Source organism: Paraburkholderia fynbosensis, assembly GCF_902859935.1.
Lineage (GTDB): Bacteria > Pseudomonadota > Gammaproteobacteria > Burkholderiales > Burkholderiaceae > Paraburkholderia > Paraburkholderia fynbosensis.
The window spans coordinates 84,672-100,144 of record NZ_CADIKI010000009.1 but is presented as its reverse complement, the minus strand read 5'-3'; the positions used below and the strand labels follow the sequence as shown (position 1 = coordinate 100,144).

Here is a 15,473-nt window from a genome sequence, read left to right as displayed (position 1 = left end):
CGGGTATCCGGCCACAAACGCGTCCGGCGACGCGCGGAACAGATCGACGAATGCCTAGGTGCGCCTGTGTGCGGCCGCGAGCCAAGGCGTGCACGTGTCTCGTGATCGCTCACCATCTTTAAGCCTCCTTTAAGAGGAGGCCCCTACAGTACGCCACCTCCAAGTAACCCACCGCACACTTTCAGACTATGACCACCAGGAAACATTGGCGCGGCAGCGCTGCCGCATGCGTTGTGCTTGCGATCGCCGGTACCTATGCGATCAGCCACCGCGAAGCCGACGCATCAGTCAGCAACGCGCACGGCGAAGTCTCCGCCGCGGGCGCTTCGGCAGGCATCACCGGCACGCGTTCGTCGGCGCCGGACTTCTCCGGCATCGTTTCGCGCTACGGCCCGGCGGTCGTGCATATCGGCGCCAAGCACGCCGCTACCGGTGGTGAAGACGGTGAAGGCGGGCGTGGTGGGGAAGCCCTCGGGTCGGGTTTCATCATCAGCCAGGACGGCTACGTTCTGACGAACAACCACGTGGTCGAAGGTGCCGAAAAGGTCACCGTGAAGCTGACCGACGGCCGCGAATTCCGCGCTCGCGTGGTGGGTACGGACAAGACGTCCGACGTCGCCGTCCTGAAGATCGACGCATCGAACCTGCCGACCGTGAAGATCGGCGACCCGGCCAACAGCAAGGTCGGCGAATGGGTAGTGGCGATCGGTTCGCCCTATGGCTTCGACAGCACGGTGACCTCCGGCATCATCAGCGCGAAAGCGCGCCAGTTCTCCGACGACAGCCCGATCCCTTTCATTCAGACCGACGTCCCGGTCAATCCGGGCAACTCGGGTGGTCCGCTGTTCAATCTCAACGGTGAAGTGATCGGCATCAACTCGATGATCTATTCGCGCACGGGTGGCTTCCAGGGCCTGTCGTTCGCGATTCCGATCGACGCGGCGATGCACGTGAAAGACCAGCTCGTCAGCACCGGCCATGTGAGCCGCGGCCGCATCGGCGTGGGTGTGCAGCCGGTCAGCGCGGAGCAGGCGAAGTCGCTGGGTCTGGCCTCGACGCATGGCGCGCTGGTCGGCTCGGTCGATCCGAGCGGCCCCGCTCAAGCGGCCGGTTTGCGCCAGGGCGATGTGATCGTCAGCGTGAACGGCACGCGCATCGAGGGCACGCGCGAACTGGTGGGCCAGGTCTCGCAACTGACGCCGGGCAGCACGGCGACGCTCAGCGTCTGGCGTAATGGCGCCGAGCGCAAGCTGTCGGTGACCGTCGGCGTGCAGTCGTCGCAAGTTGCATCCGAATCGCCGCGTGCGCGCCAACCGCAACAACAGCCGCAGCCGGAGCAGTCCCGGCCGCGTCTTGGCGTGGCGGTTCGCCCGCTTACTGCGGACGAGCAGCAGGAAGCCTCGCTGCCCGGCGGCGTGCTCGTGCAACAGGCCGGTGGTCCGGCCGCCGCCGCGGGCATTCAGGCCGGCGATATCATCGTCGCGGTGGATGGCAAGCTGATTCGTGGCGTCCAGCAACTCAAGCAGATGATCGCGCAGGCCGACGACAGCGTTTCGCTGACGGTGGTGCGCGATGGTGAAGAAGCGTCGGTGATCGTCAACCTCGGCTAACCCGCCGGGGTTACATCGACGAACCACACATCGACGAAAACGGCACTGCGCGCAGCAAGTTGCGCCAGTGTCTCAGTTGGGCCGGTTGTTCCCGACCGCTTGCACGTGTTGCATTGGCGGCGCGTCGGGACCGCCGCCCAGCGCGACGTAAAGCGACACGCCGTTCTGCAACGCGGTGGCGCGAAGCTGAATCAGCTGCTGCTCGGCAGAAAAAAGATTGCGCCGCGCATCCACCACCTCGAGATAGATCGAGATCCCATTCTCATAGCGAAGCTCGGCCGTTTCGGCGAGTTGCCGCTGCGCTTCGACCGCCTGTTCCTGCGCGGTAATCTGCTCCTTATAGCGTTGCCGTCCGACCAATGCATCGGACACCTCACGAAAAGCCGTCTGCACGGTGCGCTGATAATCGGCGACCAGTTCGTCGCGCCGTGCGCGTGTCTGCGCGAGCTGCGCCTGACGCTGGCCGGCATCGAAGATCGGCATCGCGACCAGCGCGCCCACCGACCACGCCTGTTTTCCCGGCACGAAGAGGTCGCTCAATTCCGCCGACACATAACCGAAACTTCCCGTCAGTGCGATGCGCGGAAAGAAGTCCGCGCGCGCCGCGCCGATGTCCGCGTCGGCTGCGCGAAGCTGCTGTTCGGCCTGCACGATGTCGGGCCGATTGACGAGCAACTCGGACGGCAGACCAGGGTCCAGCGCGCCGAACTGTTTCGCGTCGGCGATCGGCGCAGCCGGGGGTAGCGTGTCCTGCAGCGGTCCGCCGATCACCACTTCCAGTTGATTGCGCTGCTGCGCGGTGGTCCTTTGCAATTCCGCCAACTGGGTCTGAGCCTGCGTGACGAGAATCGCGGCCTGCTCGTAGTCGATCATCGACGTGACGCCGGCATCCAACCGCAGCTTCGCTACATCCAGCGCATAGCGGCGGCTGGCCAATGTCCGTTCGGCAAGCTCGATGCCTTCCTCGCCCGAGCGGATCGCGTAGTAGTTCGCCGCGACATTGCCGATCAATGACAAACGGAACGCGCGCTGAGCTTCGACGGTTGCGAGATAGCGCAGGCGCGCGGCGTCGCTGAGATTGCGCACCCGGCCCCAGAAGTCGAGTTCGAACGACGTCACCGCCGCCTGCACGTTGTACTGGTTGAACTGGATCGACGTGTCGTTGTCGGGGAGTTCCGGTTCGATTGAACTGAGCGGCGTTTTGGTACGCGTCGCGCCCGCGTTCACGTTGACTTGCGGGAAGCGCTGCGCGTTCTGGATGCGATAGAACGCGCGTGCCTGTTCGATGCGCGCGACCGACGCCGCCAGATCGCGATTGCGTTGCAGCGCCGCGGCGATCAGCAGTTTCAGGTGTGGATCGGCGAAAAACGTTTCCCAATCGACCTCGGTTGCGAGGTGGGTGCCTTCGTCATGGGGCGTTGCCGATGTGTCGAAGCGCTCCGCAATCGGCAGTTCGGGTTGGCGATAGGCCGGCGCGAAATTGCACGCGGCCAGCGAGCAGACGAGCGGCAGCAATGGGATGAGCAGGCGCTTACGCATCTTGCTTGCCTCCCGCCGGTTCGCCGCCGCTGGACGCGGGCGCGGACACGTCATCGTCGTCGAGATCGACCTTGCGTTTCTTGCGGCTCAGCCAGCGACGCGCCGCCACATAGAACAGCGGCGTGAAGAATACGCCGAACAGCGTCGCCGTCAACATGCTGCCCATCACGCCGGTGCCGACCGCGCGCCGGCTCGCGGCGCCCGCGCCGGTCGCGAGCACGAGCGGCATCATGCCGAGCACGAAAGTGACGCTGGTCATCAGGATCGGGCGCAGACGCTGCTGCGCGCCGTTCTTCGCGGCGGCAATCGCGTCTTTTCCTTCGGATTCCTCCTTGATCGCGAACTCGACGATCAGGATCGCGTTCTTCGCCGCGAGCCCGATGATGGTCACGAGCCCGATGTTGAAGTAGACGTCCGCCGAGAGGCCGCGCAGCATCGTCAGCACCACCGCGCCGATCACGCCGAACGGAATGATCAGCAGCACCGAGGCCGGAATCGCCCAGCTTTCGTACAGCGCGGCGAGCAGCAGGAACACGACCACCAGCGACAGGCCGAGCAGCAGGCCAATCTGGCCGCCGGCCTGTTTCTCCTCGAACGCGGTGCCGGTCCATTCGTACGTGAGGTTGCCGGTCAGCACATGCGAAGCGATGCGTTCCATTTCAGTGAGCGCCGCGCCGCTCGAGCGGCCCGCTGCCGCCTGGCCCGACACCGTGGCCGACGGAAAGCCGTTATAGCGTTCGAGCTGCTGCGGGCCGGAAATCCAGCGCACGCGGCTGAACGCCGAGAACGGCACCATCTCGTTGCGGTTGTTGCGCAATCGCAGCGCGCTCACGTCTTCCGCTCTCATCCGATGCTCGGCATCCGCTTGCAGAAAGACGCGCAGCACATTGCCTTCGAACACGAAGTCGTTCACGTAGTTCGAGCCGAACGATAGCGCCAGCGCCTGATTCACCTGGCCGATCTGCAGGCCCAGCGCACGCGCCTTGACGCGGTCGATCTCGACGTAGAGCTGCGGCGCCTCGGGCATGCCCTCGGAGCGCACGCCCGCGAGGATCGGGCTTTGCGCCGCCTCGATCATGATGCGCCGCGCGGCCTGTTGCAACGCATCGCCGCCGACGCCGCTGCGGTCCTGGATCTTCATCGTGAAGCCGGTCGCGTTGCCGAGCGAGGGGATGGCGGGCGGATCGAGCGCGAAAATCATCGCTTCGGGAATCTGCCGGAACGCGCCGTTGGCGCGGCGCACCAGCGCGCTCGCGGAGTTCGCCTCGCCTGGCCGCTCGTCCCACGGCTTCAGATCGACGAAGGAGAGCGCCGCCGATTGTCCCTGGCCGAAGAAGCTGAAGCCGGTGACCGACGCCACGTTGCGCACCTGCGGCTGTTGCCGCAAAAACGCTTCGACCTGGTTGATCGCCTGGTGGGTGCGCTGCTCGGTGGAGCCCGGCGCGCCGGTGTAGGTGATGAACAGATGCCCCTGGTCCTCGGTCGGCAGAAAGCCGCCCGGCAGCCGCATGAAAAGCCAGGCGGTAATCACGCAGGCCATCACGAACAGCAGCAGCCAGCGCAGCGGCGAGCGCAGCATCGCGTCGACGCCGCGAATATAACGGTCGGTGCCCGCGCCGAGCCCGCGGTTGAAGCCGTCGAACACCCGCTGCAACAGTTTGCCGGCCGCGCTTGTCGGCGCGGTCCCGCTATAGGTTTCGTTGCGTAGCAACGCGGCACACAACGCCGCGCCGAGCGTGAGCGCGAGCAGGGTGGAGAGGATGATCGACACCGCGAGCGTCACCGAGAACTGCCGGTAGATGCCGCCGGTCGAGCCGGGGAAGAACGCCATCGGAATGAACACCGCGACCAGCACCAGCGTACTCGCGATCACCGCGCCGGATATCTGCCCAACCGCCTTGACGGTGGCGCGTGGCGCGCTGAGCCCTTCTTCGCGCATGATGCGCGCGACGTTTTCGACGACCACGATCGCGTCGTCGTTGAGGATACCGATCGCCACCACCATCCCGAACAGCGACAGAATGTTGATCGACAGCCCGAACAGATACAGCCCCGCACAGGTGCCGATCAGCGCGACCGGCACGACCAGCGTCGGAATGAGCGTGGCGCGCCAGTCCTGCAGGAACAGGAAGACCACGACGGTGACGAGCAGCAGCGCCTCGATCATCGTGCGTATCACGCTGTGCACCGACGTCGTGATGAACGGCGTCGTATCGAACGGCACCGCCCACGTCACGCCGCGCGGGAAGGTCGGCTGCAATTCGGCCATGCGCTGGCGCACGTGATTGGCGACCGCGAGCGCGTTCGCGCCGCTTGCGAGCTGGATCGCGATGCCGGCCGACTCCTTGCCGTTGACGCTCAACCGGTTGCCGTAGCTGTCGTTGCCGAGTTCGACGCGCGCGACGTCGCCCAGACGCACGGTCGAGCCGTCCGGATTGGCGCGCACGATGATTTCGCGGAACTGCTCAGGCGTCGAAAAACGGCTTTGCGTGACGATCTGCGCGGTGAATTCCGAGCCGCCCGCGTTGGGCTGGTCGCCGAGTCCGCCGCCTGCCGTCTGGCTGTTCTGCTCCTGCACGGCCTGCAACACCTCGCTCGCCGACAAACCGAAGCCCGTGAGCCGGGTCGGGTCGAGCCAGATGCGCATCGCGTACGACGAGCCGAACAGCTGCACGTCGCCGACCCCGTCGATCCGGCGCAACTCGTTGACGATGTTGTTGGACGCGAAGTTGCCCATCGCCGTCGCGTTGGTGGAGCCGTCGGCGTTCTGCAGCGCGAGCAGCATCAGAAAGCCCGACGACGCCTTGGTCACGCTGATGCCGCGTTGCCGCACTTCCAGCGGCAGGCGCGGCTCGACCCGGCTCAGGCGGTCCTGCACCTGGGTGCGTGCGATGTCGAGATTGGTGCCCGGCTTGAGCACCACGGTGATTTGCGCGGTGCCGTTGGAGCGGCTGACCGACGACATGTAGAGAAAATTCTCGATGCCGTTCATCTCGTCTTCGATGATCGAGGTCACGGTGCGATCGAGCGTGCGCGCGTCGGCGCCGCTGAAGATCGCCGAGATGCTGAGCGAGGGCGGCGCGACGTCCGGATATTGTTCGACCGGCAGAAGCGCGACGGCCAACGTGCCGAACAGCACCGTGAACAGTGCGATGACCCAGGCGAAGACCGGGCGGGAAACGAAGAAACGATTCATCGGGCTCCCGTCAGCGCGTGGCCGAAGCCGGTGTCGGCGCCGCTGCGGGGGCAGGCCGCGCATCGACCCGCTGGCCGGGCTGGACCTTCTGCCATCCGTCGACGATCACGCGCTCGCCGGGCTTCAACCCGTCGCGCACGGTCCAGCGTCCTTCGCCTTGCTCGCCGAGATCGATGTTGCGGTGAACCACGGTGCCGTCGTCCGCGACGAGCGCGACGCTGGCGATGCCGTTGTCCAGTTGCACCGCGCGTTCGGGAATCCGGATGCCTTGCCGGTTGCCCGCCGTGATGATGCGCCCGCGCACGAACTGCCCGGGCAACAGCGTGCGCGACGGATTGGCAAACTGGGCGCGCACCGTTTGCGTGCCGGTCGACGGGTCGACGACCAGATCGGCGAAGTCGATGAAGCCGCGCTCGTCGTAGATCTGGCCGTTGGCGAGCAGCAGTTCGACCTCGACGTGTTTCATATCGATCGCCTTGCGCGTGCCCGACTGGATCTGTTGCTCGACGTCGAGCATCGCCGTGTTCGATTGCGTGAACACCGCGTTGATCGGCGAGAGCTGATTGACCTGCGCCATCAGCGTGGCCGCGCTGGCGCTGACGAGCGCGCCTTCGGTGACTTGCGCGCGGCCCACGCGTCCGGCGATCGGCGTGCGGACCACAGAGCGTTCGAGCCGCAGATTGGCGAGCGTCACGGCGGCCTGCGCATCGGCGACGCTGGCTTGGGCCTGCTGCATCGTTGCGACTGCGTCGTCGTTTTCCTGGGCGCTGACCGCGTGCCGCTCGAGCAGCGGCCTGAAGCGATCGACCACCGAAGCCGCGTTTTTATACACGGCGCTCGCGCGCGTCAATGCAGCCTGCGCCTGCTGCAACTGTGCGCGGTAGTCTCGGTCGTCGATCTGGAAGAGCGGCGCGTTGGCCTTCAGGTCCGTGCCTTCCTGATAAAGCGTGCGCTCGACGATGCCGTCGACCCGCGCGCGGATCTCCGCGGTGCGGACCGCCTCGATCCGGCCAGGCAATTCGACGACGTCCGGCACGTTCGACGCGGCCACCGTTTCGACCACCACGGGCACCGGCGGCATGGCCGCGGCGGGCGCATCCTGCCTGTCGCCGCAGGCGGCGAGCACGAACGGCAAACCGGTAACGACAACGAATACGGCACGACTACATAAGCTGGACGCGGAGCAGGGCAAGAGAAACTCCTCGGTGAAGGCACTCTTTTTCGCTTTGAATCGCTTGCAGTCTGACGGTCTTGCAGTGTGATGGCAGTGGTTTTTTTATGGCTTCCGAGCGGCCGTTGCAGCCGGCGTATTACACGCTTGCGTCCAATGACAAGTTGCCTGAACCCACGTTGTAATCGAAGAGAGGTGTTTCATGCGTATTCTCACTGAAGGCCAGCATTTTGATCCGGTATTTCAGCAATGCGCTTTCATGCGGACAACGAGCTTGATACTTTTGATGCCCACGGCAAAAGCTTCCGTCGATCTTACAAGGTTTGACCTGCTTGTCAAATAACCGCGCCAACGCAATTGAAAGCGACGCGATGCCGGCAGCGGGCGCGCAAAAATCTAATACAGATAAACCGCATAAGGGCGTGGCCGGAAATAATGGGCGAATCGTCGATTATGTTTTCAATCTGGCATATCGCAATGGCGATTTGAACGGCGCGCAACCGGTATGAATGAAAAGCCGGGCGGAAAGCCGGAGCCGCCGGTCGAGCATGAATGAGCGGCGGTGCGCTGATCACGCGGATATCACGAAGAATGGTCATGGCGAATCGCCACTCGCCCTTTCAAGCGATTACCGCCGCGTCAGTGCTTCGGCCAGCCGAACGCCTGAAGCGATTAGCGCGCTCGCGCATCCGACGAACTCAAGGTGTGCACGCGCAACGCGGGATCACGCGCGATCGACGCTTCGGAAAACGGAATGCTCAGCCAGCGCCGCGCGGCATAGTCGCGCGTCGCATCGGCGTAGTGGGGCGAGGCCGGGTCGCCGGATTCGGACGACGCAAGCAAGGTCCGCGCAAGCACCTGATCGCCGTCGAACGAAACGAGCTGCAGGTAGGTGTCGCCGTTCGGGTTGACGTCCATCGAATAGCCGCGCGTATCGAATGGATGGGCCGCGCACGCGGCCGTGAAGTAGCCGCCCGCGTCGCAGCCGCCGAACAGGGGGATGCGTTCGCCATTGCGCTGCACGTAGAGCGCGGCGCTGCGCGGCGCATCGAGCGCGATGCCGGCGTGACGCAAGGCGGCGATGGCGTCGTGCAGCGCGGCGGCGAGTTTCGCCGGGTCCGCGGCGATGCCCGCGGGCGTCGTCAGCGGTTGGGCGGGATCGAACTGCACCGCGTACAACTGCGCCGGCGGGATCGTCCTCAGTCGACGCCACAGTTCGTCCCACAGCGTCGCGCCGACGGCATTGGCACTAGCGGTGTCGTCCCAGGTGGCGAGTACTTTGCAGGCTTGACCGAGGTCGTTGTGCTTATCGGCGTCATCCGCGGCATCATTCGCGGCGTCATTCGCAGCGGCCGCTGCGCCGCCGCACAAGCGATCGAGCACCGGCTGCTTGAACAGCAGCGCCGACATCGAGCGGCTGTCGAGCGCGGCGCGGCCGAGCGCATCGGCGGAGACGCCCGCCGGATCGCTTTGCAGCTGCGTCGCGATGCTGTGACCGAGGCGCGTGCGCAGCGATTGCGGCGTATGCGTCGCGCCGATGATCTGCGCGTAGCCGCTCAACGGCTCGGCCGGATTGCTGAGCCAGTAGCTGCCATTGAAATTGCCGACGTAATCGCGCCGCAAGAGGCTCGGCATCTGCGCGACCGGCAGTGCGTGCGGCTGCACCGAGCCGGCCTGATTGCGCCAGTCGCAATCGCTGCGCGAAGCGTCGAGGAACGGCACGCCCGGCATCGACTGCGCGAGGGCGCGGCCGACCGGCGGCGTGCACCGTTGCGCGAGTTCATCAGGCACGTCCGGTACCGCGCCGATATCCGCGTACCACACGCGCGGATCGCCCCGGCCGATCGCGAGCGTATTCACCCACGGCATCGCCGCGTTCTTCTTCTGGATGCGGATGAAATCGTCGAGCGAACTCGCCTGGTTCCATTCGAGAAAGTTTTCGAACACGCGGAAGTTGTCGGCGTTGATGTCGCGCAGCGCGAAAGCCTGCTGCCGATTCCACGCGAGCGCGGGCGACATCGCGCCGAGATTCACGAGCGCGCCGAAACGCGAGCGATACAGCGTGCGCGACACGCTATGGATCGAACCGTCGTCCGCGCGCACGTCCACCTTCACTTGCGTCGGCGTCATCGCTTCGCTCCTGCCGTCGACCACGTAGCGCGTCGGCGAGCCCGGCACGAGCGTCAGCTTGAAGAGGCCAAAGCGCTTGGCGGTGGAGACCGTATGCGTCCACGCGACGTTTTCGTTGAAGCCGATCACGATCAGCGGCACGCCGAGAAAGGACACGCCGCTCACGTTGAGCTTGCCGGGGATCGTCAATTGCGCCTGGTAGAAGCGGTCCGGGCCGCTCCAGAACCAGTGCGGATTGCCGAGCAGCAGCGCGCTGCCGTTATGCGTCGCGTCCGCGCCGAATGCCAGGGCGTTGCTGCCGATTCCAGAATGGCCGCCGAGGTGGGCGAGCGGTGCGGTGGCGGCAAGTCCGGTTTGGTCCGTTGTGCTCACGTCTTCCGGCTGCTGCTCACGCGAAGCGGCCGGTTGTGCACCGTCCGCAACCGGCGGCTTTGCCGTCGCGATCGCGCTCGCAAAGCGTACCGCGCTGCCCGCCAGATTGGCCGCGTAGAGACGCCGGTAAATATCCGCGCTGCTGATCTCGCCCGCCCACGGCGCCGTACGGCAAGCCGCATGCGCGCCGGGTGACCCGCCTCGCGCAAGCTCGCCGACATAGCGGTTGTAGCCCGCCACGAAGCCGTCGATCAGCGCATGCATGTCGGCGGTCTGACTTTGTCGATAGCGCGCGACGGCCGCGTCGTCGGCGACGAAACGGAAGAAGAAATCGGCGTCGAGATTGTCGGGCTGGCCGAAGGTCGCTTCGGCAGTGGGGCGCGCGCTCGCGCCGAAGTAGCGCGAGCGTTCGCCGCGATAGGTGACGAAGGCGTCGGCCATCGTGCACAGGTTGTCCTGCGCCTGCACGTAGCCGTAGCCGTAGCCCAGGCTGCCCCAGTCTGCGGCTTTCACATGCGGAATGCCCAGCCCGGTGCGGCGGATCTCGACCCGATACGGTCCCGTGTGCGCGTCGAGGTCGGCGTTCGGCACGGCGCAGCTCTGCAGTCCCCATGCGAGCAAGGGCAGCGTGGCAAGCAGACGGACCCGGCGGCGCAGAAAAACGTTCAAAGGCATAGGCAATCCACGTGCAGGCTGCAGACGGTGAAGGACGTGACGCAGAGCGGGAACGGGCGCGCCGCCTTACGACGTACTGGCGGCCACCCCCGCGTCGAGCGGCCCGCGCAGCGGCCGCACTTCTTCGACGATACGAGCGTATTCGAGCCGGATGTAGCGCTCGCCCGCTGAAGTAGCGGTCGTCGTGCGACATCACGATCAGCATCTTGCCCTGACGCTTCCGATCCGGAAAGATTTCAGTGTAGAAGATGCGGCGGAACGCCGGGTCCTGGTCGGCGTCCCGTTCGTCGAGCACCATTCCCGGGCGCCGTTCGAGATACGCGTGCACCGGCGCAAGCCGTTTGCGCTGGCCGGTCGACAGATCGGTGGTCGTGAGAGCGCGCCATCGCGCGTCGACACCTTGCGGACGGTTTCAAGCCGCTCCAGACACGTTGGGCAATATGCAGTCGGATCACTCGGAACTGCTGCTGGAGGCGACGCGCGCGGCGCTCGGGGATCGCCGAGTTCGAGATCTGGCTGGTCCGCGATCTGCTGGTGAGCGGCGAACTGGAGGTCGCGCTGCCGGACTACCGGCTCGAAAAGGCGCTGATCGGCTGGCAGATTTACATGGCGGATCTGCCGAACCGGCGCTTCTCGACCCAGGAGCGCGTGCTGCGCGAGTTCATGGCCGAGCGTCCGAAGGGCATTGGCGAATTGCCCGAGCGGATGCCGGCGCCGGCTCGGGCGGCCGACGTTTGACGTAAGGTGGTAAACCGCTGTCAGGCCGGCAGTCACGCGCGCCGCGCACGCATCGCAACGCTGGGGTCTGCAGACGCGGATGCACCCGCGCGAACAGCGGTGGCAGCAAGCCGTCCAGCGACATCGTGAAGAAAATACGGCTCTGCCCGTACAGCAGCACGAGGATTGGTGGTCGCCTTCATCGCGCTCGGCGTGTTTTTCATCAAACCGGAGAACTGGCATCCGTTCGTCCCGGCGAACACCGGCGAGTTCGGCCACTTCGGAATGAGCGGGATTCTGCGCGGCGCGGCGGTGGTGTTCTTCGCGTTCATCGGCGCAAGGCGGTAGTCGTGACTCGTGGCGTCCGTCTGCATGCCAGTTCAAAAAATACGCCGGCCAGCCGCGCCGAACGTTACGAAACTTTCAGTTGATCTCACCGCAGCCGTGAACTACAAATCTAGATTGAGCGCCGCTATGGGCGCGACGACTTCGCCGCCGCAGATATCGCATCGACCATTTTCGATACCGACGGCCACGGGAAGATCGTGACGCCCGTGCGCTGAGCATGGTCTGTAATACGCGCCGTCTAGCCGCGCATTTCGCCGACCTGCACCGTTCGCAAGCAGCCGAGCGGCGACTTACAGATCAATCAATATCCGCACTCTTGCGACCGGAACCAGACAACAGGAGACCCGCGCCATGGGTATGCGCCCAGATTCCACGTTCCACGCATCGCCGAGACTCGCGATGGATGCGCCGCCGGAAGAATACGCGTACACGCTGCTGCTCAGCCCTGATTTTTCGCAGCCCGATGCGCTCGCCGTAATCGACGTGAAGCCCGGCTCGCCGACCTACAGCAAGGTCGTTCACACGGTGACAATGCCGAACAAGGGCGACGAGTTCCATCATTTCGGCTGGAACGCGTGCTCATCGGCGCTGTCGCCGCTGACCGGCCACGCTTTCCTCGAACGGCGCTACCTGATCATTCCAGGCATGCGTTCGTCGCGCATCTATATTGTCGACACCCAACCCGATCCGACTCAGGCGAGCATTCACAAGATCATCGAACCCGAGGAGATCTTCCGCAAGACCGGCTATTCGCGTCCGCATACGGTTCACTGCGGGCCCGAAGGTATTTACATCAGCACGCTGGGCGGCGGCGGCCAGGACGGCACCGATGGGCCGCCCGGTATTTTCATCATGGACTGCGAGACCTTCGACGTGCTCGGCCGCTGGGAGATCGACCGCGGCATGCAGGAGAAGCACTACGATTTCTGGTGGAACCTGCCGCGCGATTACATGGTGTCGAGCGAGTGGGCATTGCCGCCGCAGTTCGAGAACGGCATCGTGCCCGAGGACCTGCTGGCCAACAGGTACGGACATCGCGTCCACTTCTGGGATCTGCGGGCAAGACGCAACGTGCAGACCATCGACCTCGGCGCGAATCACCAGATGGCGCTCGAAGTGCGGCCCGCGCACGATCCGAGCCGTGAGTACGGGTTCATCGGCGTGGTGGTGGACACGACGAACCTCGAAGGGTCGATCTGGACCTGGTGGCGCGAGGACGGACAGTTCCACATCGAGAAGACGGCGACCATCCCGCCCGAACCGGCGGCCGCCGAACTGTTGCCGCCGTTGTTGCAGGGTTTCGGCGCGGTGCCGCCACTCGTCACGGACATCGATCTCTCGCTCGACGATAAATTCCTCTACGTCGCCTGCTGGGGCACCGGCGAGATGCGTCAATACGACGTGACGGAGCCGCGCAAGCCGAAACTGACGGGCACGGTGCAGATCGGCGGGATCGTGCGGCGCGCGCCCCATCCGAACGGTGAAGCATTCGCCGGCGGACCGCAGATGGTCGAGATCAGCCGCGACGGCAAGCGGGTGTACTGGACCAACTCGCTCTATTCGACCTGGGACGACCAGTTCTACCCGGCCGGCGTGCCCGCGGCGAAGGTGATGGCGCGGGCTGAACCGGGCGGCGGCCTCGCGCTGGCCGAAGATTACTGGGTGAGCTTCCCCGATGGCTATCGGGCTCACCAGATCCGGCTCGAAGGGGGAGACTGCTCGACCGATTCGTTCTGTTACCCGTCGGTGGGCGTTTGACCGCGGAAGGTTGGCCGCGTCTCGGCCTTTGGTTAGCCATCCTTGCGAGCGGTCTCTATCACGGGCTCAACCCGGCGATGGGCTGGCCGCTCGCCGTGTCGAACGGACTGATCCAGCGACGCGCGCGGGCGCTGTTTGCCGCGCTGTTCTATCTCGCCGCCGGGCACGTGCTCGCGATGTTCGTGGTGATGCTGCCGTTCGCGATGCTGGCGGTGCTGCTCGAATGGCAGCGCGCGATACAGGTCGGCGCGAGCGTGCTCGTGATCGCCTTCGGCGCCTGTCTTCTGATCCGCCGACGCCACCCGCGCATGCTCGCGCGGATTCCGCCGTCGAGGCTCGCGCTCTGGTCGTTCGCGATTGCGCTTGCGCACGGCGCGGGGTTGATGCTCGTGCCGATCTATCTCGGACTGTGCCGCTCTTACGGCATGGATCACGCGCACTGGGCCGCCCAGGCGTTGATCGGCGACAGCCTTCGCATGGCGCTCTGGGTCTCCGCCGTGCACGGTGCGGCGATGCTCGCGGCGGGCGGGCTGCTGGCCTGGCTCGTCTATCGCTATCTGGGACTGAAGTTCGTGTCGCGCAGCTGGTTCAATCTGGATGCGATATGGGCGTCGAGCCTGATTCTGGTGGGGGCGATCGCGTTGACGAATGCCGGCGTTGGCTGAGCGTCGTTGCGTGTTCGCTGCAATCCGCGTACTGGACGCCGCTTCGTCTCAGCGCAACGTCAGCCACATCGGTTGATGATCCGACGCGCGGCTGTGCTGATTCACGTCGCACGCCTCGACTCGCGGCGCGAGGTCGTCCGTGACAAAAATGAAATCGCACGCGAAGGGTCCATCGGGCCATTGCTCGTGATCGTATAGGCCGACCGTCGCGGCGCGCGGCTCCCCTGGATGCGCGCAGGACCAGGCGTCGGCAAAGGCGGGCGCATCGGCGACCGGTTCGAGCATCCGGCAATACGCCGCTTCTTCGAACGCGCTGTTGAAGTCGCCGCACAGAATGGCGCTCATCGGGCGAGCGGTGTCGGCGAACGGGCTGTCCGGCTTTTCCGCTTTGGCGGGATGACGCGCGTGATCGCATGCTTCGCGATGCAACTCACGCAGTCTTTCGACTTGCGCGAGCCGCTGCTTGTCCGAATAGAACTCCAGGTGCGTGCTAATGACGCGTAGCGGGCCGACATCGGTGTCGAGCACCGCTTCGAGCGCGACGCGCAACATCGACGGTTTGGCGGGATCGGCGGGCCATGGCAGCGAATGCCGAAGCACTTGACGCACCGGCAGGCGGGTCGCAATGGCGTTGCCGAACTGCCGACGAGGCGCCAGGCCATCGCGCAGCGATGGCAGATCGGAGCCGATCGCGTCGATCACCGTCATCTCGGGCAGCAATGTCGCCAGCTCGGCGAATTGATCGGGCGATGGATGGCCCTTCAATCCGCCGGCCTGCGGCTCGTCATTGAATCCGCGCGTGACTTCCTGCAAGCACAGGACATCGAAGTCGCACAACGCGCGCGCCTCCCGCACGATCCGGCCAAGGTCGACACGGCCGTCCACGCCCAGACCCCACTGAATGTTCCAGTCGACGAGTTTCATGGCACTCTCCCTGACAGGCAGACGGTCAGTTTACCGCTGTATCGGGGATGTGATGCGGGCGAAGCGCCCACATGTCGGTGCTTCGAATGCTGCGCTCGGTCCTTCGAGCGCCATCGATGCCAACGCAGCCGTTTTGCGACCTCAAGCAGCAAACCAGCTGCGCGACAAAATGGTCATACGTATCGAGCGACACGTGATAAAAACGCATCGACGTTCTAGAAAAACCGAAGCGCATAGCCTACGCTTAAGCGAGCCGGCCTTTTAGGGGACGAGCACATCGCCTCGTTTTCCCTCTGCGCAGCCGACGCGTCCGCACAAAGTAATCAACGGTTCAAAATCGTACGCTTTTGTTGTTTGAGAGGGCTGCG

Annotated in this window: 9 protein-coding genes and 2 pseudogenes; 5 read left to right on the top strand and 6 right to left on the bottom strand. The window is 65.1% G+C overall.

The window, feature by feature from the left end; genetic code table 11:
* The first annotated feature begins 188 nt into the window (after window positions 1-188).
* Window positions 189-1,610, top strand: a complete 1,422-nt coding sequence (locus HV770_RS16680; RefSeq protein WP_175161282.1) for a trypsin-like peptidase domain-containing protein — start codon at window positions 189-191, stop codon at window positions 1,608-1,610.
* A 72-nt stretch (window positions 1,611-1,682) separates the two neighbouring features.
* Here the strand turns inward: HV770_RS16680 and HV770_RS16675 are convergent, their stop codons facing one another.
* The 5 genes from HV770_RS16675 to HV770_RS16655 form a co-directional block, all read right to left on the bottom strand.
* Entirely contained in the window at window positions 1,683-3,149 is a 1,467-nt protein-coding gene (locus HV770_RS16675) for an efflux transporter outer membrane subunit (RefSeq protein WP_175161279.1), read from the bottom strand.
* Complete coding sequence (locus tag HV770_RS16670) at window positions 3,142-6,345, bottom strand: multidrug efflux RND transporter permease subunit (protein WP_175161277.1); 3,204 nt, start codon at window positions 6,343-6,345, stop codon at window positions 3,142-3,144. Before HV770_RS16670 ends, HV770_RS16675 begins: the two co-directional genes overlap by 8 nt.
* 10 nt (window positions 6,346-6,355) lie before the next feature.
* Complete coding sequence (locus tag HV770_RS16665) at window positions 6,356-7,537, bottom strand: efflux RND transporter periplasmic adaptor subunit (protein WP_175161275.1); 1,182 nt, start codon at window positions 7,535-7,537, stop codon at window positions 6,356-6,358.
* Between the two features lie 314 nt (window positions 7,538-7,851).
* Window positions 7,852-8,115 (bottom strand): hypothetical protein, encoded by a 264-nt coding sequence (locus HV770_RS16660; protein WP_175161274.1) that lies wholly within the window; start codon window positions 8,113-8,115, stop codon window positions 7,852-7,854.
* Between the two features lie 73 nt (window positions 8,116-8,188).
* Window positions 8,189-10,693, bottom strand: a complete 2,505-nt coding sequence (locus HV770_RS16655; protein ID WP_175161272.1) for a penicillin acylase family protein — start codon at window positions 10,691-10,693, stop codon at window positions 8,189-8,191.
* Window positions 10,694-11,127: 434 nt separating this feature from the next.
* On the opposite strand from HV770_RS16655, the pseudogene HV770_RS16650 reads away from it, so the two are divergent.
* The 4 genes and pseudogenes from HV770_RS16650 to HV770_RS16635 form a co-directional block, all read left to right on the top strand.
* Window positions 11,128-11,431, top strand: a pseudogene (locus HV770_RS16650) (type 2 periplasmic-binding domain-containing protein); the annotation flags it as partial.
* A gap of 165 nt (window positions 11,432-11,596) precedes the next feature.
* Window positions 11,597-11,746 (top strand): annotated as a pseudogene (locus HV770_RS16645) (amino acid permease); the annotation flags it as partial.
* 363 nt (window positions 11,747-12,109) lie between these two features.
* Window positions 12,110-13,516, top strand: a complete 1,407-nt coding sequence (locus HV770_RS16640) for a selenium-binding protein SBP56-related protein (RefSeq protein ID WP_175161267.1) — start codon at window positions 12,110-12,112, stop codon at window positions 13,514-13,516.
* Window positions 13,513-14,181, top strand: coding sequence for a hypothetical protein (locus tag HV770_RS16635; RefSeq protein ID WP_175161265.1), 669 nt, complete (start codon window positions 13,513-13,515; stop codon window positions 14,179-14,181). The genes HV770_RS16640 and HV770_RS16635 overlap by 4 nt, the downstream gene beginning before the upstream one ends.
* Before the next feature lie 48 nt (window positions 14,182-14,229).
* Here HV770_RS16635 and HV770_RS16630 read toward each other — a convergent pair whose 3' ends face one another.
* On the bottom strand, window positions 14,230-15,105 hold the full coding sequence (locus HV770_RS16630; RefSeq protein ID WP_175161264.1) for an endonuclease/exonuclease/phosphatase family protein: 876 nt from the start codon (window positions 15,103-15,105) through the stop codon (window positions 14,230-14,232).
* Window positions 15,106-15,473: the final 368 nt, after the last annotated feature.